The following is a 21,892-nucleotide window of genomic DNA, read 5'->3' as shown; positions in this document are numbered from 1 at the left end:
TCACCACGGTCCGGGCCCGCTCTGCTGTGTGCGTGTTCCGTGTTCCGTGCCGGTCGGCGCGGGACCTCTTGCTTGCCGGTGCGGGATCTCTTACTTGTCTGCGCGGACCGGGAGGTCCAGCACCACCTGGGTGCCGCGTTCGGGCGCCGGGACCATGCCGAACGTGCCGCCCAACTCCCCCTCCACCAGTGTCCGTACGATCTGGAGCCCGAGGTTGCCGGCCCGCTTCGGGTCGAAGCCCTCGGGCAGCCCGCGCCCGTCGTCGGTGACGGTGATCAGCAGCCGCCCGTCGGTGGGCGATCCGCCGCGCACGGCGGAGACCTCCACCGTCCCGTGGTCGGCCACGGCGAAGGCGTGCTCCAGGGCGTTCTGCAGAACCTCCGTCAGCACCATGGAGAGGGGGGTGGCGACCTCGGCGTCGAGGATGCCGAAGCGTCCGGTGCGCCGGCAGGTGACCTTGCCCGGGGAGATCTCCGAGACCATCGCGATGACCCGGTCGGCGATCTCGTCGAACTCGACCCGCTCGTCCAGATTCTGGGACAGCGTCTCATGGACGATGGCGATCGAACCGACGCGCCGGACCGCCTCGTTGAGCGCCTCGCGGCCCTGCTCGGAATCCATCCGGCGGGCCTGGAGGCGCAACAGGGCCGCCACCGTCTGGAGGTTGTTCTTCACCCGGTGGTGGATCTCCCGGATGGTCGCGTCCTTGGTGATCAACTCGCGTTCGCGGCGGCGCAGTTCGGTGACGTCACGGAGCAGGACCAGGGAGCCGATACGGACACCCTTGGGTTTGAGCGGGATGGCCCGCAGCTGGATCACCCCGCCCGCGCACTCGACCTCGAACTCGCGGGGCGCGTAACCGCTGGCCACCTTGACCAGGGCCTCGTCCACCGGCCCCCGGGACGGGGCCAGCTCGGCGGTGGTGGTGCCGAGGTGGTGGCCGACCAGGTCGGAGGCGAGGCCGAGGCGGTGGTAGGCGGAGAGGCCGTTGGGGCTGGCGTACTGGACGATCCCGTCGGCGTCGAGCCGGATCAGGCCGTCGCCCACGCGCGGGGAGGCGTCCATGTCGACCTGCTGGCCGGGGAAGGGGAACGACCCGGCGGCGATCATCTGGGCCAGGTCGGAGGCGGACTGGAGGTAGGTGAGCTCCAGCCGGGAGGGGGTGCGCACGGTGAGCAGGTTGGTGTTGCGGGCGATCACGCCGAGCACCCGCCCCTCGCGGCGTACGGGGATGGACTCGACCCGTACGGGCACCTCCTCGCGCCACTCCGGGTCGCCCTCGCGCACGATCCGGCCCTCGTCCAGGGCCGCGTCCAGCAGCGGGCGGCGGCCCCGCGGCACCAGATGGCCGACCATGTCGTCCTGGTAGGAGGTGGGCCCGGTGTTGGGACGCATCTGGGCGACGGAGACGTACCGCGTGCCGTCGCGGGTGGGGACCCACAGCACGAGGTCGGCGAAGGACAGGTCGGAGAGCAGCTGCCACTCCGAGACCAGCAGATGGAGCCACTCGAGGTCGGTGTCGCTCAGAGCGGTGTGCTGGTGGACGAGGTCGTTCATGGAGGGCACGTGTGGAGCGTACCCGGGGTTACCGGAGGCCTCGAACCGATCGGCCCGCCGGGCCGTGCCACGGGCAGGACGGCGGGCGGGCGCGGACCCCACCCGAGAATGTCGTGCACATGGATAGACACAGGCAATTGGTCTAGTCCACAATGTTCATCACGACCTCCGCTCTCCCCGCACAGGAGAGCGGACCGAGGCTCCGGCACTCTCTGCCCTGACTGCGCCGGCGCCTCCAGTGGCCGACGGCACCGCACACCGTCGGCCGGAAGCTCCGGGCTGCGGTGCCGGGTGGGCTGAGGGTCCCGCTCTGGCGCCGCGGCCCGCGGGTGTTTCCGGGGCCGTTCCGCCTCGGGGATATCAGCGGGTCTCCGTGACCTTGGCCAGGGCGCGGGGCGCGTCCGGATCCTGGCCCCGGGCGATCGTCACCTCGTACGCCAGCAGTTGCAGCGGCAGGATCTCCAGGATCGGCTGCAACTCCTCCGGGACGCCCGCCGTGGGCAGGGAGAAGCCGGCCGAGGCCGCCTCCACCTGGGCCTTGGGGCCGACCACGAAGAGGTCCGCGCCGCGTCCGCGCAGCCGGTCCAGCACCGGCTGGAGGGCCTCGCCGCCCCGGCCGTCGGTGACCACGGCGATCACCGGGGAGATGTTGTCGACCATCGCCAGCGGCCCGTGCAGCAGATCCGCGCCGGAGTAGGACAGAGCGGGGATGTAGCTGGTCTCCATCAGCTTCAGGGCCGCTTCCTTGGCCGTCGGGTACCCGTAGCCGCGCGAGGTGATCACCATGCGCTCGGCGAAACGGTAGCGGGAGGCCAGCGCCTTGACCTCGGCCCGGCGGCCCAGGATCGTGCCCGCGAGGTCGGGCAGGGCCTGGGCGGCCTCGGTGCCGTCGCGGCCCCCCAGGCCCTCCACGAAGAGGTAGAGGGAGAGCAGGGAGGCGGTGTACGTCTTGGTGGCCGGGAGCGCCTTCTCCGGGCCCGCCAGGATGTCGATGTGGTACTCGGAGACCGCCGCCAGCGCGGAGTCCGGGTTGTTGGTCACGGCGAGGGTGACGGCCCCGGCCTCCCGGGCGGCCCTCGTGGAGGCCACCAGGTCCGGCGAGCCGCCCGACTGGCTGACGGTGACCACCAGGACGTCCCGCAGGTCCGGCCGGGCGCCGTAGGCCGTCGTGGTGGACATCGAGGCCAGTCCGCAGGGCAGCCCGAGGCGGATCTCCAGCAGGTACTTGGCGTACAGCGCCGCGTTGTCCGACGTCCCCCGGGCGGTGAGCAGCACGAACCGGGGCTTCCGGGCCGCGATCTCGGCGGCGACCTCGCGGATGCGGGGCGCGCCCTGTTCGAGGATGCGGCGGAGCATCGCGGGCTGCTCGGCCATCTCGCCGGACATGATGCGGCCGGGCTCGTCGCCCTGGCCGCCCGGATCGGCCGGAGGAGTGGCGGACATGTGGGGGCCTCCTGCGCTGTCGGCGTACGGGACGGCGCGTGCGCGGGTGCGCGATCCGCGCCGTTCCGGTCGTGCCTCCCCAGTCGACCAGGCAAGGCCGTGCGCCGCCAGCGGACCGGGGCGGGCGTGTGTACGTGCGTGCGTGCCGATGGGCGGACTGTTCACCGTACGGCTGCCCGATTCTGCTAAATTGGGAGATTGATTGGTCTATACCACCTCCTCCCCTAGTCAGATCGGCAGGCACAGCGTGGAAGTTGTCATCGTCCCGGACGCCACGGCAGGCGGCGAACTGATCGCGGAGGCCATCGCCGCGCTGATCGCCCGCAAGCCCGACGCCCTGCTCGGCGTTGCCACCGGCTCGACCCCGCTGCCCATCTACCGCGCGCTCGCGGCGAAGGTCGCCTCCGGTGCGGTCGACGCGTCGCGCGCCCGGATCTGCCAGCTGGACGAGTACGTCGGGCTGCCCGCGGGCCACCCGGAGTCGTACCGCTCCGTGGTGCTGCGCGAGGTCATCGAGCCGCTCGGGCTCCCCGCGGCCTCCTTCATGGGCCCCGACGGGTCGGCCGAGGACGTCCAGGCGGCCTGCGAGGCCTACGACCGGGCGCTGGCCGAGGCCGGCGGCGTCGACCTCCAGCTCCTGGGCATCGGCACGGACGGGCACATCGGCTTCAACGAGCCGTGCTCCTCGCTCGCCTCCCGTACCCGGATCAAGACGCTGACGCAGCAAACCCGGGTCGACAACGCGCGCTTCTTCGACGACGACATCGAGCAGGTGCCGCACCACGTGATCACGCAGGGCATCGGGACGATCCTGGATTCCCGCCACCCGATCCTGCTGGCCACCGGTGAGGGCAAGGCGGAGGCCGTCGCCCAGACGGTGGAGGGGCCCGTCGCCTCGATCGTGCCGGCCTCGGCGCTCCAGCTGCATCCGCATGCGACGGTGGTGGTGGACGAGGCGGCTGCGTCGAAGCTGAAGCTCGCGGACTACTTCCGCGCCACGTATGCGGCGAAGCCGGGGTGGCAGGGGCTGTAGGGCCCGCCCCTCGCGCGGCTAAGGGCCGGGACACCTGTCGGTGTCCCGGCCCTTAGCCGTGGTGTGCCGTGCCCGGTGCCGCTCGTCCAGCGTGAGGTGGTGTCCCCCATCGCCGGACGGGCTTGATGTGGCCGGTCCGAGGCCTTGTCCGCGGGCCCGGACGGGACAGGCGTGGTCGGCCTGCGGGCCCGTCCGGTGTGAGGCCTTGTCCTCAATCGCCGGACGGGCCCGGAAGATCGCCGGACGGGCCCGGAAGTGGGTCAGACCCTCGTGCCGGTGATCGCTTCCGCCGCCGCCAGGCCGCAGACCCGGGCCGCTCCGTGGGTCGCTATGTGCAGCGAGCCGCGCGGGTCCGACTGGGGCAGCCCCATCTCGACCACGACCGTGTCCGGGCGGGCCGCCAGCAGTGCGTCGAGCGCGGCGCCCATCCAGGCGTGCCGGTGCTCGTCGCGGACCACGGCGACGATGCGCCGCTCCCCCGCCGCCGCCAGGATCGCGTCCGCCGGGGCGGCGGTCTGGTCGGTGTACGTGTCCGTGCCGGTGCCGGGCAGGATCCTGTCCAGCTCGGCGGCGATGCCCCACGGGGTCTCGTCACCGACCGCGATGTTCGTCACGGCGCTGAACGACGCCACGTACGCCGCCCCGGTCAGCCGGTCGCCGGAGCCGGTCACCCGGACCGCGCGGCGGGCGGCGGTCAGACCGATGTCGGAGCTGACTCCGGTGCCGGGCGCGGTCCCCTCCTGCACTGCCGCGCCCGACTCCCGGATGTCCCCCCGAACCCTCTGCGTCCAGGACGCCAGGGCTCGTACACGGGCGGCCGCGTCGGCGAGCCGCTCCTCGGTCAGGTCCCCGCCGCGCACGGCCGCGACGAGGGCGTCGCGCAGCCGCAGCACCGTCTCCTCGTCGGCCAGGCCGCCGCCCACACAGATGGCGTCGGCGCCCGCCGCGAGGGCGAGGACGGACCCGCGCTCGATGCCGTACGTACCGGCGATGGCGTCCATCTCCACGGCGTCGGTGACGATCAGGCCGTCGTAGCCCAGCTCCTGGCGCAGCAGACCGGTGAGGATCTGCGGGCTCAGGGTCGCCGGGCGGTCCGGGTCGAGTGCGGGAAGCAGGATATGCGCGCTCATCACCGATTTGGAACCCGCGGCGATGGCCGCCCGGAAAGGCACCAGTTCACGGGCGTGCAGGGTGTCGAGGTCCACATCGATGCGCGGCAGCGCCAGGTGCGAGTCGACCGCGGTGTCGCCGTGTCCGGGGAAGTGCTTGGTGCAGGCGGCGACGCCGGCGGCCTGGAGCCCCTCGATGTACGCGGCGGTGTGCCGGGCGGCCAGGCGGGTGTCGGCGCCGAAGGAGCGCACACCGATGACCGGGTTGCCCGGGTTGGAGTTGACGTCGGCGGACGGCGCCCAGTTGAGGTTGACGCCGCACTCGGCGAGCCGGCGGCCGAGCTCCTGGGCGACGGCCCGGGTGAGGTGGACGTCGTCCACCGAGCCGAGGGCGAAGTTGCCGGGGAAGGAGGAGCCGTGCGTGACCTCCAGGCGGGTCACGTCGCCGCCCTCCTCGTCGATGGCGACGAGGACGTCCTCCCGCTCGGAGCGCAGCCGCTCGGTGAGGGCGGTGAGCTGTTCGGGCGAGGTGATGTTGCGGCCGAACAGGCCGACGGAGGCGAGGCCTTCACCGACGCGGCGCAGCAGCCAGTCCGGGGCGGTGGTGCCGGTGAACCCGGGCTGGAGCACGGCGAGCGCGTCGCGCGTCACGGTGTCCGTGGTGGAAACGAGGGTGGTCATGGGCCCGCACTATCCCTTCACAGCGCCGGAAGTGAGGCCTGCGGCCATCTTCTTCTGGATGATCATGAAGAACACGACGACGGGAATGGCGATCATGGTCGACGCGGCCATGAGGGCGCCGTAGTCCGTTCCGCGCTCGGTCGTGAACGTCATGAGCCATACGTTGAGCGTGTACTTGGAGTTGTCGTTGATCAGGATGTACGCGAAGAGGTACTCGTTCCACGCGTTCACCAGGGCGAAGATCGACGCGGCGGCCAGCCCGGGGGCGAGCAGCGGGAAGATCACCCGGCGGAAGGCCTGGAAGCGGGTGCACCCGTCCACCATGGCGGACTCCTCCAGCTCCACCGGGATGTTCACGACGAAGCCGCGGATCATGATGGTGGCGAAGGGCAGCGTCGAGACGAGGTAGACGACGATCAGGCCCCAGTACTCGTCGATCCCGCCCATCGCGTTGAGCTGGGCGTAGATCGGGATGAGCATCGCCGTCGGCGGCAGCATCTGGACCAGGATCATGATCAGGACCAGGGCCTTGCGGCCGAAGAACCGGAACCGGCCGATCGCCAGGGCCGCCAGGGTCGCGATGATCATGCCGCCGACCACCGCGGTGACCGCGACGATCAGGCTGGACTGGATGGCGGTCGCGAAGTTCGGCTGCTCCGTGGCCCGGACGAAGTTGTCGAAGGTGATCGACGTGGGCCACAGGGTCTGGTCGTAGCTGCGGATCTCCCGGTTGGGCCGCAGGGCGCTGATGACCAGCCAGTAGACCGGGAAGACCATGACCAGGGCGATGCCGAGGCCGATGAGGTCGAAGTGCAGCCGGCTCTTCTTGCGGTCGGGCCGCAGCGCCTGTGTCGTCTGGGTCGAGCTGCTCATTCGACCTCTCCCGTCTTCATGAGCTGGCGCAGGTAGTACACGGCCACGCCGGACAGCAGCAGCACCGTGATCAGGGCGATCGCGGTGCCCTGGCTGAAGGAGGTGGACTCGAACGCCTTGGAGTAGGAGTAGAGGCCGAGGGTCTCGTACTCCGGCTCGGGCTTGTTGCCGCGCAGCAGCCAGATCTGGCCGAAGACGTTGAAGTCCCAGATCACCGAGAGAGTGGCGACCATGGTGAAGACCGGCTTGATGACCGGCCAGGTGACGAACTTGTAGATGCCGTAGGCGCTGGCGCCGTCGAGGGCTGCGGCCTCCTCCAGCTCCTGGGGGACCTGGGTGAGAGCGGCGTACAGGGTGACGACGACGAACGGGATGGCGCCCCAGACGACCAGCAGGGTGATGATGCCGAAGCCCTGGATCGGGTCGAGGTACCAGTTGTGTCCGAGCCAGTCCTCGCCGACGACCTTGGCGATCAGGGTGTTGATCAGACCGTAGTCGGAGTCCGCCATGAACCGGAAGATCGAGGCGGCGACCATCAGCGGCATCGACCAGGCGGCGATGAGGCAGGCGGTGAGCACCAGCCGGACCCAGGTGGAGAGCTTGCGCATCAGGAGGGCGACCAGCAGCCCGAGTCCCATGGTCAGCGTCACGCAGATGACCATGAAGACGACGGTGCGGAAGGTGACCCACCAGAACTCGGAGTCGCCGAGGATGTTGGTGAACTGCTCGAAGCCGACCCAGGGGGCCGGTTCTCCGGACCACAGCTCACGGCGGCCCATGTCCTGGAAGGACATGATGACCGTCTTGCCGAGCGGGTAGAGGTAGACGGCGGCGATCGCCACGATCGCCGGGAGGATCAGGAGATAGGGGAGGAGTTCACCCTTCTTCCGCTTCCTCTTCTGCACCCGGGGCGCATCGTCGGGGGAGGACGACTTCCCGGTCGCCTGCGGGTCGGGTGGTACGGGGACCGGCGGCCCGGCGGCCTTGGTATCAGCGGCAGACACGTGGCTGACCTTCCATCGCGGGTCCGGGGCGGGCCCCGGAATTCACGGCGTTCACTTGCGGGGAAAGGAGCGGGGGCCCGGCGCTGGCGCCGGGCCCCCGCCTGGCGATCGGAAGGTCAGGATTCCTTGTTGATCAGCGCGTCGATCTTCTCGTCGGCCTTCTTGGTGGCGTCGGCGACGGAGGCGCCCTTGACGATCTCCAGGAGCATGTTCTGGAGGATCTCCTCCTTCTCCACGGAGGCCCAGCCCGGCGCGATCGGCGTGAACCAGGCGTCCGGCACCGCGTTGGCGATGGCGGCGGTCTCCGGCTTCGCCTTCAGCGGCTCAAGCTGCTTCTCGTTGTTGGGGAGGATGTTCTTCGACGCGAGGACCTCCATGGACTTCGCGTTGGTGAAGAGGGAGATCCACTCCTCGCCGAGGTCCTGGATCTTGGACTTGGAGATCGTGGCGAGGTCCGAGCCGCCGATGAAGGACGGGAGGGCCTTGCCCTCGGGGCCGGGCATACCGGCCGTGGCGATCTTGCCCTCGAGCTTCGGGTTGCCGTTCTCGCCGGTGGTGACGCTGCCGGCCTCCCAGGCCTGGCCGTAGATGACCGCGGCCTTCTCGTTGGCCATGACGTTGGCGTGGTCCTGCTCGTCCTTCGTCACGTCGGCCTTGTTGTACTTCTTGACCAGGTCGACGAAGTGCTGGATGCCCTTCTGGGCCTCCGGGGTGGACAGAGCGGCCTTCCACTCCTTGCTGCCCTCGTCGTACGACGCTATCTCGCCACCGTAGGCGGCGACGTAGGACATCGCGGCGTACCAGTAACGGCCCGGGAAGTAGAGGGAGGAGGCGCGCTTGTCCTTCTTGCCCAGCTCGGCGGAGACCTTGTCCATCGCGGCGAGGAACTCGGTCTCGGTCTGCGGGAGAGCGTCGGTGCCGGTGCCGGCCTTCAGCATGTCCTTGTTGTACACGGCCAGACGGGCGCTGGCATAGTAAGGAACGCAGTAGGTCTTGCCCTCGAAGGAACACGTGTCCTTCAGACCCTTGATCCAGGTGTCCGAGTTCTCGTACTTCTTGGGGTCGATTTCTCCGAGCGCACCATTGAGGATGTACTGCATGGTCTCGGTATTGCCGAGTTCCACGACGTCAGGGAATTTGTCGCCACCGAGGGCGGTGTCCAGCTTCTTGACCTTGTCGGCCCACTGCTGGTACTGAACCTTGACCTTGACGCCCGGGTACTTCTTGTTGAACTCGGCGTTGACGTCCTTGACCAGCTCCGGCCAGGTCGACTGGGCCTCGCCCATGAGCCAGACGGTCAGGTTCTCCTTGCGGTCCTTCGGGTCCGCGGACGACTTCTTGTCGTCGGAACCACACGCCGCGACCGAAACCAACATGCCCGCGACACCGATAGCCGCGATGAGCTTGCGCTTCACGTCAAACCCTCCTCAGGGATGCTGCAACCCCACCCACCGCGAAGACATTCGACGAGTTCTGCTGGGGCTGGACCTGGTCTTTAATGGTTTAGACCAGTACCGGGAGCTTGGCCTAGACCTTTAGGGGTGTCAAGGGTGTATAAGAAGTGCACTCGCGTCCGTTATAGGACCGACACCTAAGGGAGGGCGACGACCCGTGACCGGACCGTGCCACCATGTGAGCCGCGACAGACGGAGGAGCCGGTGACGGCAGCAACGCAGCAGTCGGGAAGGCGGGCCATGGGCGCCGACGGGGGCAGTACGGGGAGCGAGACCGGTACCGGTACGCGCACAGCGCGCGTACCGAAGTACTACCGGCTCAAGCGGCATCTCCTCGACATGACGGACACCCTGCCGCCCGGCACCCCGGTTCCGCCCGAGCGCACCCTGGCGGCCGAGTTCGACACCTCGCGCACCACCGTGCGCCAGGCGCTCCAGGAACTGGTCGTCGAGGGTCGGCTGGAACGCATCCAGGGCAAGGGCACCTTCGTAGCCAAACCGAAGGTCTCCCAGGCCCTCCAGCTCACCTCGTACACCGAGGACATGCGGGCCCAGGGACTGGAGCCGACGTCCCAACTGCTGGACATCGGCTATGTGACGGCGGACGACACACTCGCCGGTCTGCTGGACATCTCGACGGGCGGCCGGGTGCTGCGCATCGAGCGGCTGCGGCTCGCCAGCGGGGAGCCGATGGCGATCGAGACCACGCATCTTTCGGCCAAACGCTTCCCGGCGCTGCGCCGTTCGCTGGTGAAGTACACCTCGCTCTACACCGCGCTCGCCGAGGTGTACGACGTGCGCCTCGCCGAGGCGGAGGAGACCATCGAGACCTCGCTCGCCACCCCGCGCGAGGCGGGGCTGCTGGGCACCGACGTGGGGCTGCCGATGCTCATGCTGTCCCGCCATTCGGTGGACGGCCAGGGCGAACCGGTGGAGTGGGTGCGCTCGGTGTACCGGGGCGACCGCTACAAGTTCGTGGCCCGCCTCAAGCGCCCGACGGACTGACCGCCGGAGTTCAGGCGCGGTACGCACAGGGCGGTGGCCCGGGGACGGACTCCCCGGGCCACCGCCCGTTTTCGGTCACGCGGGGTGCGTCAGCGCAGTTCGGGGTCGGTCTCGATGACGCTGTACGGGTACGGGAGCGTCTGGTCGCTCGCCGCGGTCAGCAGGGCGGCGTCGGCCGGGTCCAGGTCCAGGTCCGCCGCGCCCAGGTTGGTCTCCAGCTGCTCAAGGGTGCGGGCGCCCACGATGGGGGCGGTGACCCCGGGCCGGCCGAGCAGCCAGGCGAGGGCCAGCACCGGCACCGCGAGGCCCGTGCGTCCGGCGACCTCGTGCAGGGCGTCCAGCACCCGCCAGGTGCGCTCGTCCCCCTCGTACGCGCTCCACGACTCGCCCCAGCCGAGCCGCTCGGCGGTCTCCACCCGGGTGCCCTTGGGCGGCCGCTCCGCACCGCGCCGGATCGCCCCGCTCAGCCAGCCGCCGCGCAGCGGGCTCCACGGGATGACGCCCAGGCCCTCGTTGCGGCTGACCTCCATCAGCTCCCACTCGGCTGACCGGTCCAGCAGGTTGTAGAGCGGCTGGAGGGCGGTGAAGGGCTCCCAGCCATGTCCCCGGCTCAGGTCGATCGCCTTCTGGAGCTGCCAGCCGGAGAAGTTGCTGGCCCCGATGTAGCGCACCTTCCCGGAGGCGACGAGGGCGTCCAGGGTGGCGAGGGTCTCCTCCAGCGGGGTGCCCGGGTCCCAGGCGTGCACCTGGTAGAGGTCGATGTGGTCGGTGCCCAGCCGGCGCAGGCTCGACTCGACCCCGGCGATCAGGTGGTTGCGGCCCAGGCCGCGGTCGTTGGGGCCCTCCCCCGTGCCGTACCGCACCTTGGTGGCGACCACCACGTCGTCGCGGCGCTGTCTCTTCAGCCAACGGCCGAGGATCTCCTCGGAGGCTCCGGCGGAGTAGATGTCGGCGGTGTCCACGAAGGTGCCGCCCGCCTCGGTGAAGCGGTTCAGCAGGGCGTGGCTGGTGGTCTCGTCGGCCTCCCGGCCGAACGTCATGGCGCCGAGGCAGAGTTCACTGACCCGCAGGCCGGTCTTTCCCAGGTAGCGGTAACGCATGGTGAGTTCCTTCGTCGTGGTGGCGGGATCGGTGGTCGGCGAGCGTCCGGTGGTCCGGTTCGGCGAGCGAGACGGACACCTCCTGGACGCTGTGGTCGGACAGGCCGCGCGGATCGCGGAAGCGGTAGCGGTGGACCCGGGCGCCCGGTGTGGTGAGCACCCAGTCCAGCCGCCACCAGCGCAGGCCCGGACGGGCCTGCCACGAGGTGGGGCAGAAGCGTCCGGACAGGGCGACCGCGTCGGAGCCCAGCCGGGCGATGCGGCGGGCGTCCCCGATCGCGGCGGTGGTGTTGAAGTCCCCGGCGATCAGGGCCGGATGGGGGCAGTCGGCGACGTCTTCGAGGAGCCCCCGGTACTCCCGTGCCCGGTCGGCGGCCCGGGTGCGGACCGCGCGGTAGAAGTCTGCGCGCAACGGGCTGACGAGTCGCAGCTGTACCGGGATGTGGACGTTGAAGGTGGCGAGAATCCGACCGTCGCCCGGCATCTCCAGGTCCACCCGCAGGGTCCGGCGGGCGGTCGTCCCGACGGTCGCGGCGACCGGCAGCCGGGACAGGGTGATCAGACCGCGGGCGATGACGGCCCGGTGGCCGGGGAAGGTCTCGCGCAGCCGCCGCTCGTCGTCGATCAGGCGGTACGTGCCGTCGAACTCGTCGTGGTGGTACTCCTGGAGGAGGTAGACGTCGGCGTCGAGCCCGCGCAGAAAGGCGTAGAAGGGCTCCGGGTCGGTGGACTGGCACCAGTGCTGGGTGTTCCAGGACACGACGCGCACCGCCCCGTCCGGCGGCGGTGGCGGGCGGCGCTTCCGCCGTACGAGCGCGCCGGGCACGAGACCGGACTGCCGGGCCCCGGACAGCAGGGCCGCGCCCGCCACGACGGCGGCCGTGAGGTCCCCCGTCGCCCAGGAGAGTGCCAGGAGCAGGGCGGGCAGGGCGACGAACACGGGCGGCGGCAGCAGCGAGGGCAGCAGCCAGAACCACCAGCGGCCGTTGAGGACGAGGTGCGCGGCCAGGAAGACCGCCCACGCCCCGGCCGCCCACAGCACCCATCCGCCGCCCGGCCAGGCGGCGTTCGCCCCGTCGCCCGCCACCAGGACGCCGACCGTTCTCACGCGGGGGCTCCCTGTACGGCCCCGGCCTCCTGGAACAGCGCGTCGTAGGCGTCCGGGCAACTGTCCGTCCCGTACCGGGCGCGGGCGTCCCGGCCTCCCTCGGCGCGGCGCTCCGGGGCGTAGGCGGCCACCTCCAGGAGGGCTTCGGCCAGCGCGCGGGTGTCGCCGGGCGGGAAGAGGCGGCCGAAACCGGTCTCCGACACCGGCACGCGCATGCCCGGCGCGTCGCTCGCGACCGAGGGGACGCCGAGCATCATCGCCTCGGCCTGAGAGATGCCGAAGGACTCCTCGGCGACGGACGGCAGCGCGAAGGCGTCCAGCGAGGCGTAGAAGCCCGCCACCCGGTCGTCGGCGAGGAAGCCGGTGAACCGGATACGGGGGTCGTCGCCGGCCCGTGTGCGCAGGGCCCCGACGACGCTGCCGCCCGCGACCTTGGAGTAGTCGCCGGCGATCAGCAGCCGGGCCTCGGGGTCCGGGATCGTCCGGAACGCGTCGACCAGGTGGTGCAGCCCCTTCTCCGGGGCGATCCGGCCGAGGAAGCCGAAGTGCGGGCCCGCCGTCTCACGGAAGGCGGCGGGGGCGGGCTCGCGTTCGCGGCAGGGCGGGGCGATGGCCAGCAGCCGGCGCCCGCGCATCAGGGGCCAGTGGCGCGAATGCTCCGCGTGGTCCACGTTGTTGACGACCACGGCGGCCGAGCGGCGCAGCGCCCCGGCCACCGAGGCGTCGACCACCTTCACCTGGAGCGGGGCGAGAGCGCCCCCGGCGAGCCAGACGTCGTCGTGGTGGGTGGCGACCACCGGGGTGTCCCCGGCGAGGCGGGCGACGAGCCCCGCCTCCAGCATCGGCAGATGGATGTTGACGACCCGGGAGGCGCGGGCGATCCGCCCGGCGAGCGGGGCGAACCCGGGGCTGATCACCCCGCGGCCGAGCCGGGCGGCGACCGGGGCGCGGAACACCTCGACGCCGTTCACGGTCTCCCGCGCGGGGCGGTCCGGATCGTGCCGGCAGGCGACGACGGCGACCCGGCGGCCCCGTGCGGCCAGCCCCTCGGCGACCGTACGGGCCACTTCGGTGAGCCCGCTGGTGTACGGGAGGTAGTAGGTGAGCACGATCGTCACGTCGAAGCGGGGCGAGCGCGCGGAGCGCCGGGTCATGACCGGTCCTTCTCGGTGGCCGGGGCGGACGCCCCGGGGGCGGGCAGGGAGAGGCGGAGATCGATCAGCCGGTGGGTGGAGAGGGCGGCGGGCGGGTCCTGGACGGATTGCCGGTGCAGGTCGATCCGGGGCGAGACGAACGCCCAGTCGAGCCGCCAGAGCGCCGGCCCGTTCACCGGGAAGGTCGCGGGGTACACCGAGTCCCCCGCGTCGGCGGCGTCCCGCAGCCCGTCGAACCACCGCAGGTCCCCGGTGCCCGGCAGCACGTTGAGGTCCCCGGCGAGGACCACCGGGTGGCCGTTGGCGTCGAGGTCGTCGCGCAGCGCCTCGAAGTGCCTCTCGCGGCGCTCGGAGAGCTGCCGTACGGAGCGGTGGTAGGCGGGGGTCAGCGGGTTGCGGTCGACGTTCAGCAGATCGGGCAGGTGGGTGTTGTAGAGGGACAGGGTCTCGCCGTCGACGTCGATGTCGGTGCGCAGGACGCGGACGTTCCAGTAGTCGGCCCAGGAGGTGTCGGGCGGGGCGAGCCCGTCGGGGCGCAGCGCCCGCGTCGAGGTGATCGGGAAGCGGGACAGGGTGAGGAACTCGCCCTCGGTGGCGATGTGGAAGCCGGGGAACTCCTTGCGGAGCCTTGCCAGGTCGTCGATCGGCGCGGGTTCGTCGCCCCGGGCGTTCTGGTACTCCTGGAGGAGGTAGACGTCGGCGGAGCGGGACCTGAGATAGGCGTAGAAGGCGTCGGTGTCGCTGTCCTGGTCCCAGAAGAAGGTGTTCCAGCTGACCACCCGCAAGGCGTCCGGGGGGACGGCGGGCCGCCCGCGCAGGAGCGCCCCGGGGTGCAGCCCGGTCTGCCAGGAGCCGAGCAGCAGCGAGAGCAGGACGACGCCCACCGCCGCCCGTCTGCCGTGCCGGATCAGGGCGGCCGGGATCAGCAGGGCGAGCGGGAACAGCAGATGGAGGACGGGCGGGGCGAGGCCGAGGCCGTTCCACGCCCACCACCGGCCGCTGAGGAGGGCGCGGGCGGCGACGAACAGGGCCCACAGGACGGCGACGGCGAACAGCAGCCGGCCGGGCCACCGGCGGGCCGGCCCTGCGGGCTCGGGCGGCGCGGCCGGATCCGCCACCGGGCCCGGCGTGAGGGTCCCGGTCATGTGGCGGCCCGCACCGGCGCGAGGTGCTCCCCCGGCTCGTACAGCCGTCGGAAGCGGCGGGAGGTCAGCCACTGGAGGACGCCGACGCCCGCGCCCGCCGCGATGATTGCGTTGACCACGGTGTGCGTGAGGGCGAAGTAGGCGGCGAACAGGGGGCCCCGGCGGCGCAGGACGAAGCGGTGGAGGGCGGTGTCCGCGAGCAGGGTGAACGCCAGCAGGGCGGCGGGGGCGAGCAGCCAGGGCGGGGCGATCAGACCGAGCGGCAGGGTCAGCAGGGCGAGCAGGGCCGCGACGCTGGCTCCGGCGCGCGGCCCGGTGGCGATGCCGCCGGGGAGGTCGCCGCGGCGGACGTACAGCGGGATGTGCAGCCGGGTGCGGTGGAAGACCTTGCGCAGGACGACCCGCCAGGTGTCGTCGTGGTCGTGCCGGCCGCGCACGGTGGTGGAGCTGTGGACCTCGTAACTCCGGCAGATCCGGGCGGCGTAGTCGCCGTCCTCGGTGTGCCGCAGCCGGGGGTTGAAGGGGCCGATCTCGGCGAAGACCCGGGCGGGCATGGCGCAGATCGCGGTGTGCAGGGTGCCGATGCGGCCCTCGGTCTCGGCGAGCCAGTAGAACTGGTGGAGGCAGCGGTACTCCTCGATCAGGCTGTCCCGGATGAGGGGTTCGGCGTCGTAGGTGCCGCAGACCGCGCCGATGCGGGGGTCGGAGTCGAGCAGGGCGACGGCGTTCGCGACGGCGTCCGGTTCCATCGCCACGTCGGAGTCGACGAACACGATGATCTCGCCCCGGGCGTGGGCCGCCCCGGTGTTGCGGGTGGTGGCCACTCCGCTGTTGACGCCGGTGCTGATCACCCGGACGCCGCAGGCCTCGGCGACGGCGACCGAGTCGTCGGTGGAGCAGTCGTCGATCAGCAGCACCTCCAGCGGTTCGTAGGTCTGGGCGAGGGCGGCCCGCAGGCAGAGCTCAAGGGCGCGGCCGTAGTTGTAGTTGGGGATGACGACGGAGACGAGCGGTTGCTTCCGGTTCATGGGGCGGCGCCTTCGGGCGGTCGGTGGGTCATGCGGACGCTTGCGGGAGGAGGAGGGCGAGGGCGACGAGCACCGCCCACAGCGCCGCGTTGACGAGCGTGGCGCGGTCGCGGAAGAGGACGTGCACGGGGTTGCCGCCGCCCTCCTCGACGAGGAGGAGCTGGAGGTAGCGGGCGAGGCCGAAGACGGCACAGGGGGCGGAGAGCAGGGTGACGAGGGAGGCCCCGGCGGCGAGGGCCGCGTCGTCGCGCAGGTAGAGCACGTAACTGACGGCCGTCAGCACGGCGACCAGGACGACGAGGTGGTCGAGGAAGGCGAGCGTGTAGCCGCGCAGGGCGGGACGGTGGGCCCGGCCCGCCGCCGTCATCTCGTGCCGGCGTTTGCCGAGCGCCAGCATCAGGCAGAGCGAGAAGACGCACAGCGCCAGCCACTCGGACAGCCGGGCGCCGACGAGCAGCGACCCCTGGACGAGCCGCAGCACGAAGCCGGTCGCCACGATGAACGCGTCCACCAGCGGTACGTGTTTGAGCCCCTGGGAGTAGGCGAGGCTCAGCGCCAGGTAGAGGGCGGTGGGCCACCACTGCCAGGCGGGGCCGGCCACCGCCCAGCCGGTCAGCGACAGGGCGAGGACGCCGGTCAGCGCTCCGGCGGCGGCGGCGGACACCCGGCCGGAGGCGATCGGACGGTGGCGTTTGGCCGGGTGCAGCCGGTCCCGCTCCCGGTCGGCGAGGTCGTTGACGACGTAGACGAGCGCGGAGGCGAGGGTGAAGCCGAGGACGGCCCAGCCGGTGCGCAGGAAGGCGGTCGTCCCCCAGGGGTGGGTGTCGAGCAGGGCGAGCGGGACGACGGCCAGGTTCTTCACCCACTGGCCGGGGCGCAGGAGTGCGAGGAGGTCGCGGGGGCGGTTGCGGCGGCGACGGCCCCGCACGTCGGTCGCGGTCGCGCTCGTGGTCGTCGTCGCGCTCGTGGTCGCGGTGATCGCGCTCGCGGTCACGGTCGGTAGTGGCTCAAGCGGCTGAAGCGGTTCTACGGCGATGGGTTCGGGCAGCACGGTGAGGTCGGCGGGTTCGGGCTCGGGCGGGACTGCCACCACGCGCACGGGCGCGGGTGAGGACCGGGTGATGTCCACGGCAGGGCTCCAGGGGATCAGAAGAAGACCTTGGCCAGGCCGAGCGCCCCTTGGCGCCACGGGTCCCGGCTGGTCCGGCCGGCTCCGGGAGCGGGTGTGCCGGCCCCCCGCTGGGTGCGCCACCACGCGTACGTGCCGAGGATGGCGTCCTGGTTGGAGAGCGCGGGACGGAAGCCGAGCCGTTCGGTGGCCCGGCCGATGTCCACGTAACTGTCGTCGAGGAGCTTGAAGAGCAGCCGCCCGTAGACCGGGGAGAGCTTGGTGCGCTCCAGCAGGCGCAGGACCGCGAGTGCCGGTGCTGCCGGCAGCGGGACGACGCGTCTGCCGTGCCCGGCCGCGTCCAGCACGGCCTGGAAGTCCTCGCGCAGGGTGCCGAATTCGGCGGCCCCCAGGTTGTAGACGTCGTTCGCGATCTCGGGCGGGGCGTTCAGGGCGAGCACCACGGCGTCGACGAGGTCGGCCATGCCGAACATCTGGATGCGGACGTCGCCCCGGCCCAGGACCGGGAAGTTGCGGCGCTCCTCGGCCCATTCGAAGAGCATCGAGAAGAGGCCCATGCGGCCGGGCCCGAGGAAGGTCTTGGGGCGCAGCACCGGCAGGCACATCCCGCGCGCCCGGAACTCCTCGCAGACCTCCTCGGCCTCGGCCTTCGCCCTGCTGTACGGGTCGACGGGCTCGCGGGGGTGCTCCTCCGGGGTGGGGACCCGCTTGGGGAGCCCGTAGACGGCGGTGGAGGAGATGTGCACGACGCGGTCGACCCGGGCCCGGTGCGCGGCGGTCAGGACGGTGCGCGTGCCGTCGACGGTGATGGAGCGGATCTGGTCGACGGGGTAGCTGGGCAGCGCCGCCGCGCAGTGGACCAGTGCGTGGGCCCCGTCGAAGGCGCGGGCGAGCGCCGCCGCGTCGCGGATGTCGGCGACGACGTGCCGTGCCCCGGCGGGCGGGCGGGGGTCGTCGCGCAGGTCGACGCCGACGACGTCGTGGCCGTCGGCGGCGAGCCGGGCCACCAGGTGGGAGCCGAGCATGCCGGCGGCTCCCGTCACGGCGATGGTCAGGCCGCCCATCGGGACACCGCCTTGTCCTTGAGGAAGGCGGTGAGGAGCCGGTTCATGCCCTTGGCCAGGGTCTTGTCGAAGGCGTCGAGGAAGATCTCCACCTCGTCGGCTCCGGCGACCAGACAGGGCGCGGCCACCAGCGGGCTGCGGCCGTTGAGCGTGTAGTACATGTACACGTCGTGGTCGTGGTACATCGCGTTGACGACCGCGCAGGTGATGACCTTGGTGCGCAGCAGCGGGTCGCGGGCCAGGCCGCCGGGGGCGATCTTCGCGGCGAGGTCCAGGAGGCGGGGGCCGCCGTCGAGGAAGATCCCGTACAGCGCTCCGGCGCCCCGGACGTCCGCGATGATGTCGGGGTACTGCTTGCGCAGCCGCTCCAGGCCCGGGGCGAGGACGCGTTCGATGGCGCGGGCGCGGGCCGGATAGTCGTCCTCGACCGCGATGTTGACGGCCTCCAGCGCGGTGGCGGTCTCCTCGCCGAAGCCGTAGTAGGTGGTGCTGGTGGACTGGAGCATGGCGTCGCCCAGGCTGTCGTAGGCCTTGCGGAAGACGGGTTCGCGGGCGACGAAGGCGGAGACGGAGGACTTGCCGCCGCCGAAGGACTTCGAGGTGGTCACCACGTCCGGGACGAGCCCGGGGTAGCGCATGAAGTGGAAGAGGCTGCCGGTCTTGCCCCAGCCGGTGTAGATCTCGTCGAAGATCAGCACGATCCTCTCCTCGGTGCACAGCTCCCGCAGTCCGCGCAGGAACTCCTCGGAGCACTCCGTCATCGTGGAGGCGGAGAAGGGCTCGATGAGGATCGCGTAGACGTCGCAGCGGCCCTTGGCGTCCCGGGCCTGGGCGACCGCATCCCGTACCGAGCCGAGGTCGCCGTAGCGGAAGGCGGAGACGCCGGGGATGCCGGGGAAGGCGAAGGCGTTCTGGGCGCTGCCGGTGAGGCTGCCGGAGCCCAGCAGCTTGCCGTGGAAGCTGATGTCGGCGTGCAGGATCTGCCGCCGGCGGCCGCCGTGGTACTTGTACGCGAGTTTCACCGCGCCCTCGACGGCCTCGGCCCCCGAGTTGGGGAAGAACGAGAGGTTCAGGTCGCCGGGGAGGAGCTGGGCGAGGTTGTGGCCGAGGGCGGCGATGTAGGGCGAGAAGTAGGTCTTGTGGACCTCCATCCGGCGCTGTTCCTGGAAGCGGCGGCGGGCGGCGAGGATCCGCGGGTGGTTGTGCCCGTGGTTGAGGACGCCGACGCCGCCGGTGAAGTCGAGGATCCGGCGGCCGTCGCGGGTGTGGATCCAGGACCCCTCGGCGTGGTCGACGAGTTCGCGGCCGAAGCCGAAGGAGGTCATCAGGGAGACCTGGCTCTTGTTGACGTGGGACCGGTACAGCTCGTGCACCTGGCTCGTCGACAGTTGTTCGCAGTCGTCCACGGTGAGCAGGGGGGTGGCGTCGGAGGTCATGCGGCTCCTTCCTGGAGCGCGGGTCGGGGGGTGGGCAGGGGTCCGGCGGCGCGGGCCCAGACGAGTGCGGCGCCGGTGGCGGTCACCTCGCTGAGCACGCAGACCAGCCGGCTGGCGATGACGGCCGCGGTGGCGGCGGACAGCGGCATGACCGCGCCGAGGGGCGCGAGGAGGACGAGTTCGCGGGCGCCCCAGCCGTCGGGCAGGACGAAGGCGAGGCTTCCGGCGACGGTGGCCAGGGCGAAGCCGCCGACGCAGACCGGCAGGGAGAGCAGCGGCGGGGCGCCGAGGAGGACGGCGATCGCCCACAGGTGGAGTCCGGAGACGGCCCAGGAGGCGCAGGCCCAGCCGATGGAGAGCCGCAGGGCCCGGGGCGAGCCATCGGCGGCTCCGTCCGGGCGGCGGGCCAGCCGCATCGTCCACGCGACGAGGCGGCCCACCCAGCCGGGCCGGGCCACGGCGGCGGCGGCGAGCAGGACGAGCGGGGCGAAGACCCAGGCGCCCGTGCCGAACACGGCCGGTGCGACGAGGAGACCGGCGGCGGCCCCGGTGGTCATCCCGATGACGAGGCCGAGGCCGAAGGCGGCGATCATCCGCTCGGGGGCGATGCCGACGGCCTTGCCGAGCTGGATGTGGGCGAGGACGCCCCAGATGCGGCCGGGCACGAATTTGCTGATGACGCCGATGAAGAAGATCCGGGCGGTGTCACTGGTGCGGACCGTGGAGCCGCCGTCCACGACGAGGACCCGCCAGGACAGCATCGACAGGACGAGCCCGGCCGCGTTGGCGAGCAGGGCGGCGACGAGCAGGAGCACTCCCCCGGGCCGTGCGGCTGCCTCGGCCATCTCCGTACCGGCGCCGCGCAGCGAACCGCCCACGGCGAAGGCGGTCGCCGCGACGAGCACGAGGGCGGCGGCCGTGCGCAGCAGCCGGGCGCGGCGGGAGGGACGGGCGGCGGCTTCGGGTGCCGCGGGCCCGGGCATCCCCGCTCCGGCCCCGGGCTTCCCGGGCCCGGCTTCGGGTGCCCCGGGCGTGCCGGGACCGGCCTCGGGCGCCCCGGGCCTCCCCGCCCCGGCGGCCCCGCGCTCCTGGTCGACTCCGGCGCTCACGGGGCGGCCACCGGGGCGGACCGGTCGCGGCGGCCCCGGGCGGATGGACCGAAACGGGGGTCGACCAGCCAGCGCAGCCCACCGACCACCGCGCCGAGGACGAGCGCCAGGTGCACCGCGAAGTGCAGCGCGGTGAAGCGGAGCAGAAAGGGCCACCCCTCACGGCGGGCCACGAAACGCGACAGCCCCGGGTCCGCCAGTGCGAAGGCCACGGCGCAGGCCAGCGGTACGGCGAGCAGCCAGGGGGTGAGCAGGGCGAGCGGGAGGGTGAGCGGGACCAGACCGGCGGCCAGGACGCCGCCGGTGCGGTTGGCGCGCAGCCCACCGCCGCGCCGGCGCTCGAGGGCGGCGACGGGGACGAGCAGTTGGGAGCGGCGGTACTGCTCGGCGAGCATCGGCAGCAGCCGGTCCACGTCGTCGTGGCGGCCGGTCACCCGCTCGCTGAGGCGGATGCGGTGGGTGGCGGCGAGGCGGTCGCTGTACTCGACGTCCTCGGAGTCGCGGAGGTTCTCGTCGAAGGGCCCGGTCGCCTCGAAGACGCGGCGCTCGATCGCGGCCAGCGCGAAGAAGGCGGTGCCGACGACTCCGGCGCTGCGGTGTCGCCAGAAATGGGCGTGCAGGCAGTGGTAGACCTCCACCGGGCCGTCGTCGAAGAGCGGTTCGGGGTCCAGGACGCCGTGGACGCAGCCGGTCTCCGGGTCGTCCATGAGCAGGTCGACGGCGTTCTCGATCGCGTCGGGAGCCAGCGCGATGTCGGAGTCGAGGAAGAACAGCACCTGGCCGGCGGAGGCGGCGACGCCGAGGTTGCGGGCGGCGGAGACCCCCGCGTTGTCCGGGCGGGCGACGAGCACACAGGGGAACTCGCGGGCGATGTCGCGCGAGCGGTCGGTGCTGGCGTCGTCCACGACGACCACGTCCCGAGGGCGCAGGGTCTGGGCGTAGACGGATTCGAGGCAGGCCCGCAGGGTCTTCTCGTAGTTGTGGTTGGGGATGATCACTGACACGGTGGGGCGCTCCCGTGGCATGGCGGGTCCGGTCCTCTCGGTTCGGGGGGTCGGTGCGGGTCCGGGCCTCCGAGGGCCGCGGGCCGCCAGCCGAGGGAGGCGGGGCGCGCGGCGCTCAGGAGGGTCAGGAGGAAGTCCAGCGCGGCCAGTTCGGCGTGCACGAAGTCGGGGCTCTCCATGTAGAGCGCGGCGCGGACCGAGCCGTCCGGGCTCTCGGAGACGTACACGTGGACCGGGCCCCCGGGGTGCGGTCCGGTGCTCTGGACGCGGGCGCCGGCGCGGTGGGCGCGCAGCCGCCCGGCCAGGTCCCGTGCCGTCCACCGGTCGGGGTGCGGGGGTTCGGTACGCACCAGGAGCGCGGTCACCAGGAACACGGAGGCGTCCCGTCCTCCCGGGGTCACCCCCAGGAGAAGCCCTCCCGGCCCGTGGCGGCGAGTACGGCCGGCGAGGGGCGGC

19 protein-coding genes are annotated in these 21,892 nt (G+C 72.0%); 2 read left to right on the top strand and 17 right to left on the bottom strand.

Translation table 11 applies throughout. From position 1 onward, the window contains the following. Positions 1-90: 90 nt before the first annotated feature. Complete coding sequence (locus ACH4RG_RS08445) at positions 91-1,557, bottom strand: sensor histidine kinase (RefSeq protein WP_397921784.1); 1,467 nt, start codon at positions 1,555-1,557, stop codon at positions 91-93. 360 nt (positions 1,558-1,917) lie between these two features. Next, positions 1,918-3,000 carry an SIS domain-containing protein gene (locus tag ACH4RG_RS08440; protein ID WP_398539275.1) on the bottom strand — a complete coding sequence of 361 codons (1,083 nt, stop codon included), beginning with the start codon at positions 2,998-3,000 and terminating at the stop codon, positions 1,918-1,920. A 247-nt stretch (positions 3,001-3,247) separates the two neighbouring features. Here ACH4RG_RS08440 and nagB point away from each other — a divergent pair, with 247 nt between their 5' ends. Continuing rightward, positions 3,248-4,033: a glucosamine-6-phosphate deaminase gene (gene nagB / locus ACH4RG_RS08435; protein ID WP_397921478.1), complete on the top strand. Its 786-nt coding sequence runs from the start codon at positions 3,248-3,250 to the stop codon at positions 4,031-4,033. Positions 4,034-4,293: 260 nt separating this feature from the next. Here the strand turns inward: nagB and ACH4RG_RS08430 are convergent, their stop codons facing one another. From ACH4RG_RS08430 to ACH4RG_RS08415, 4 genes are all read right to left on the bottom strand, one after another. Next, entirely contained in the window at positions 4,294-5,823 is a 1,530-nt protein-coding gene (locus ACH4RG_RS08430) for a glycoside hydrolase family 3 protein (protein ID WP_397921480.1), read from the bottom strand. A 9-nt stretch (positions 5,824-5,832) separates the two neighbouring features. Beyond that, complete coding sequence (locus ACH4RG_RS08425; protein WP_361878969.1) at positions 5,833-6,696, bottom strand: carbohydrate ABC transporter permease; 864 nt, start codon at positions 6,694-6,696, stop codon at positions 5,833-5,835. Next, positions 6,693-7,700, bottom strand: a complete 1,008-nt coding sequence (locus tag ACH4RG_RS08420) for a carbohydrate ABC transporter permease (RefSeq protein WP_397921482.1) — start codon at positions 7,698-7,700, stop codon at positions 6,693-6,695. The genes ACH4RG_RS08425 and ACH4RG_RS08420 overlap by 4 nt, the downstream gene beginning before the upstream one ends. A 116-nt stretch (positions 7,701-7,816) precedes the next feature. Continuing rightward, entirely contained in the window at positions 7,817-9,115 is a 1,299-nt protein-coding gene (locus ACH4RG_RS08415; protein ID WP_397921485.1) for an extracellular solute-binding protein, read from the bottom strand. 279 nt (positions 9,116-9,394) lie between these two features. Here ACH4RG_RS08415 and ACH4RG_RS08410 point away from each other — a divergent pair, with 279 nt between their 5' ends. Beyond that, a complete protein-coding gene (locus ACH4RG_RS08410) occupies positions 9,395-10,159 on the top strand; it encodes a GntR family transcriptional regulator (protein ID WP_018959126.1) in 765 nt (254 codons plus the stop codon). An 89-nt stretch (positions 10,160-10,248) separates the two neighbouring features. Here ACH4RG_RS08410 and ACH4RG_RS08405 read toward each other — a convergent pair whose 3' ends face one another. From ACH4RG_RS08405 to ACH4RG_RS08355, 11 genes are read right to left on the bottom strand one after another with little or no spacing between them, the layout of a single operon-like run. Next, positions 10,249-11,259 (bottom strand): aldo/keto reductase, encoded by a 1,011-nt coding sequence (locus ACH4RG_RS08405; RefSeq protein WP_398539274.1) that lies wholly within the window; start codon positions 11,257-11,259, stop codon positions 10,249-10,251. Next, complete coding sequence (locus ACH4RG_RS08400; RefSeq protein WP_397929229.1) at positions 11,216-12,367, bottom strand: endonuclease/exonuclease/phosphatase family protein; 1,152 nt, start codon at positions 12,365-12,367, stop codon at positions 11,216-11,218. The genes ACH4RG_RS08405 and ACH4RG_RS08400 overlap by 44 nt, the downstream gene beginning before the upstream one ends. Next, positions 12,364-13,521 carry a glycosyltransferase family 4 protein gene (locus ACH4RG_RS08395; protein WP_397929227.1) on the bottom strand — a complete coding sequence of 386 codons (1,158 nt, stop codon included), beginning with the start codon at positions 13,519-13,521 and terminating at the stop codon, positions 12,364-12,366. Before ACH4RG_RS08395 ends, ACH4RG_RS08400 begins: the two co-directional genes overlap by 4 nt. Continuing rightward, a complete protein-coding gene (locus tag ACH4RG_RS08390) occupies positions 13,518-14,666 on the bottom strand; it encodes an endonuclease/exonuclease/phosphatase family protein (protein ID WP_398161204.1) in 1,149 nt (382 codons plus the stop codon). The genes ACH4RG_RS08395 and ACH4RG_RS08390 overlap by 4 nt, the downstream gene beginning before the upstream one ends. Continuing rightward, positions 14,663-15,694 carry a glycosyltransferase family 2 protein gene (locus ACH4RG_RS08385; protein WP_398539273.1) on the bottom strand — a complete coding sequence of 344 codons (1,032 nt, stop codon included), beginning with the start codon at positions 15,692-15,694 and terminating at the stop codon, positions 14,663-14,665. Before ACH4RG_RS08385 ends, ACH4RG_RS08390 begins: the two co-directional genes overlap by 4 nt. Before the next feature lie 28 nt (positions 15,695-15,722). Further along, the gene (locus ACH4RG_RS08380; RefSeq protein WP_397921493.1) at positions 15,723-16,823 is read right to left on the bottom strand and encodes a UbiA prenyltransferase family protein; all 1,101 of its coding nucleotides are present in this window, start codon (positions 16,821-16,823) and stop codon (positions 15,723-15,725) included. Positions 16,824-16,840: 17 nt separating this feature from the next. Beyond that, positions 16,841-17,887 (bottom strand): NAD-dependent epimerase/dehydratase family protein, encoded by a 1,047-nt coding sequence (locus ACH4RG_RS08375; protein ID WP_397921494.1) that lies wholly within the window; start codon positions 17,885-17,887, stop codon positions 16,841-16,843. Beyond that, positions 17,875-19,323, bottom strand: coding sequence for an aspartate aminotransferase family protein (locus ACH4RG_RS08370; protein ID WP_397921496.1), 1,449 nt, complete (start codon positions 19,321-19,323; stop codon positions 17,875-17,877). The genes ACH4RG_RS08375 and ACH4RG_RS08370 overlap by 13 nt, the downstream gene beginning before the upstream one ends. After that, on the bottom strand, positions 19,320-20,432 hold the full coding sequence (locus ACH4RG_RS08365; RefSeq protein ID WP_397921498.1) for a lysylphosphatidylglycerol synthase domain-containing protein: 1,113 nt from the start codon (positions 20,430-20,432) through the stop codon (positions 19,320-19,322). The genes ACH4RG_RS08370 and ACH4RG_RS08365 overlap by 4 nt, the downstream gene beginning before the upstream one ends. After that, on the bottom strand, positions 20,429-21,430 hold the full coding sequence (locus ACH4RG_RS08360; RefSeq protein WP_398539404.1) for a glycosyltransferase: 1,002 nt from the start codon (positions 21,428-21,430) through the stop codon (positions 20,429-20,431). The genes ACH4RG_RS08365 and ACH4RG_RS08360 overlap by 4 nt, the downstream gene beginning before the upstream one ends. Then, positions 21,427-21,810 carry a hypothetical protein gene (locus tag ACH4RG_RS08355; protein ID WP_397921500.1) on the bottom strand — a complete coding sequence of 128 codons (384 nt, stop codon included), beginning with the start codon at positions 21,808-21,810 and terminating at the stop codon, positions 21,427-21,429. The genes ACH4RG_RS08360 and ACH4RG_RS08355 overlap by 4 nt, the downstream gene beginning before the upstream one ends. Positions 21,811-21,892 lie beyond the last annotated feature (82 nt).

The organism is Streptomyces sp. NPDC021019 (assembly GCF_044333295.1).
Taxonomy (GTDB): Bacteria; Actinomycetota; Actinomycetes; order Streptomycetales; family Streptomycetaceae; genus Streptomyces.
Note: the sequence above shows the minus strand (reverse complement) of the source record. Positions and strands in the feature narration are given on the sequence as shown.

Bases quoted from the DNA above. Each gene is read 5' to 3' on its own strand.
- ACH4RG_RS08445 (WP_397921784.1), bottom strand. From the start codon at position 1,557: ATGAACGACCTCGTCCACCAGCACACCGCTCTGAGCGACACCGACCTC.
- ACH4RG_RS08440 (WP_398539275.1), bottom strand. From the start codon at position 3,000: ATGTCCGCCACTCCTCCGGCCGATCCGGGCGGCCAGGGCGACGAGCCC.
- ACH4RG_RS08430 (WP_397921480.1), bottom strand. From the start codon at position 5,823: ATGACCACCCTCGTTTCCACCACGGACACCGTGACGCGCGACGCGCTC.
- ACH4RG_RS08425 (WP_361878969.1), bottom strand. From the start codon at position 6,696: ATGAGCAGCTCGACCCAGACGACACAGGCGCTGCGGCCCGACCGCAAG.
- ACH4RG_RS08410 (WP_018959126.1), top strand. From the start codon at position 9,395: ATGGGCGCCGACGGGGGCAGTACGGGGAGCGAGACCGGTACCGGTACG.
- ACH4RG_RS08405 (WP_398539274.1), bottom strand. From the start codon at position 11,259: ATGCGTTACCGCTACCTGGGAAAGACCGGCCTGCGGGTCAGTGAACTC.
- ACH4RG_RS08395 (WP_397929227.1), bottom strand. From the start codon at position 13,521: ATGACCCGGCGCTCCGCGCGCTCGCCCCGCTTCGACGTGACGATCGTG.
- ACH4RG_RS08390 (WP_398161204.1), bottom strand. From the start codon at position 14,666: ATGACCGGGACCCTCACGCCGGGCCCGGTGGCGGATCCGGCCGCGCCG.
- ACH4RG_RS08385 (WP_398539273.1), bottom strand. From the start codon at position 15,694: ATGAACCGGAAGCAACCGCTCGTCTCCGTCGTCATCCCCAACTACAAC.
- ACH4RG_RS08375 (WP_397921494.1), bottom strand. From the start codon at position 17,887: ATGGGCGGCCTGACCATCGCCGTGACGGGAGCCGCCGGCATGCTCGGC.
- ACH4RG_RS08370 (WP_397921496.1), bottom strand. From the start codon at position 19,323: ATGACCTCCGACGCCACCCCCCTGCTCACCGTGGACGACTGCGAACAA.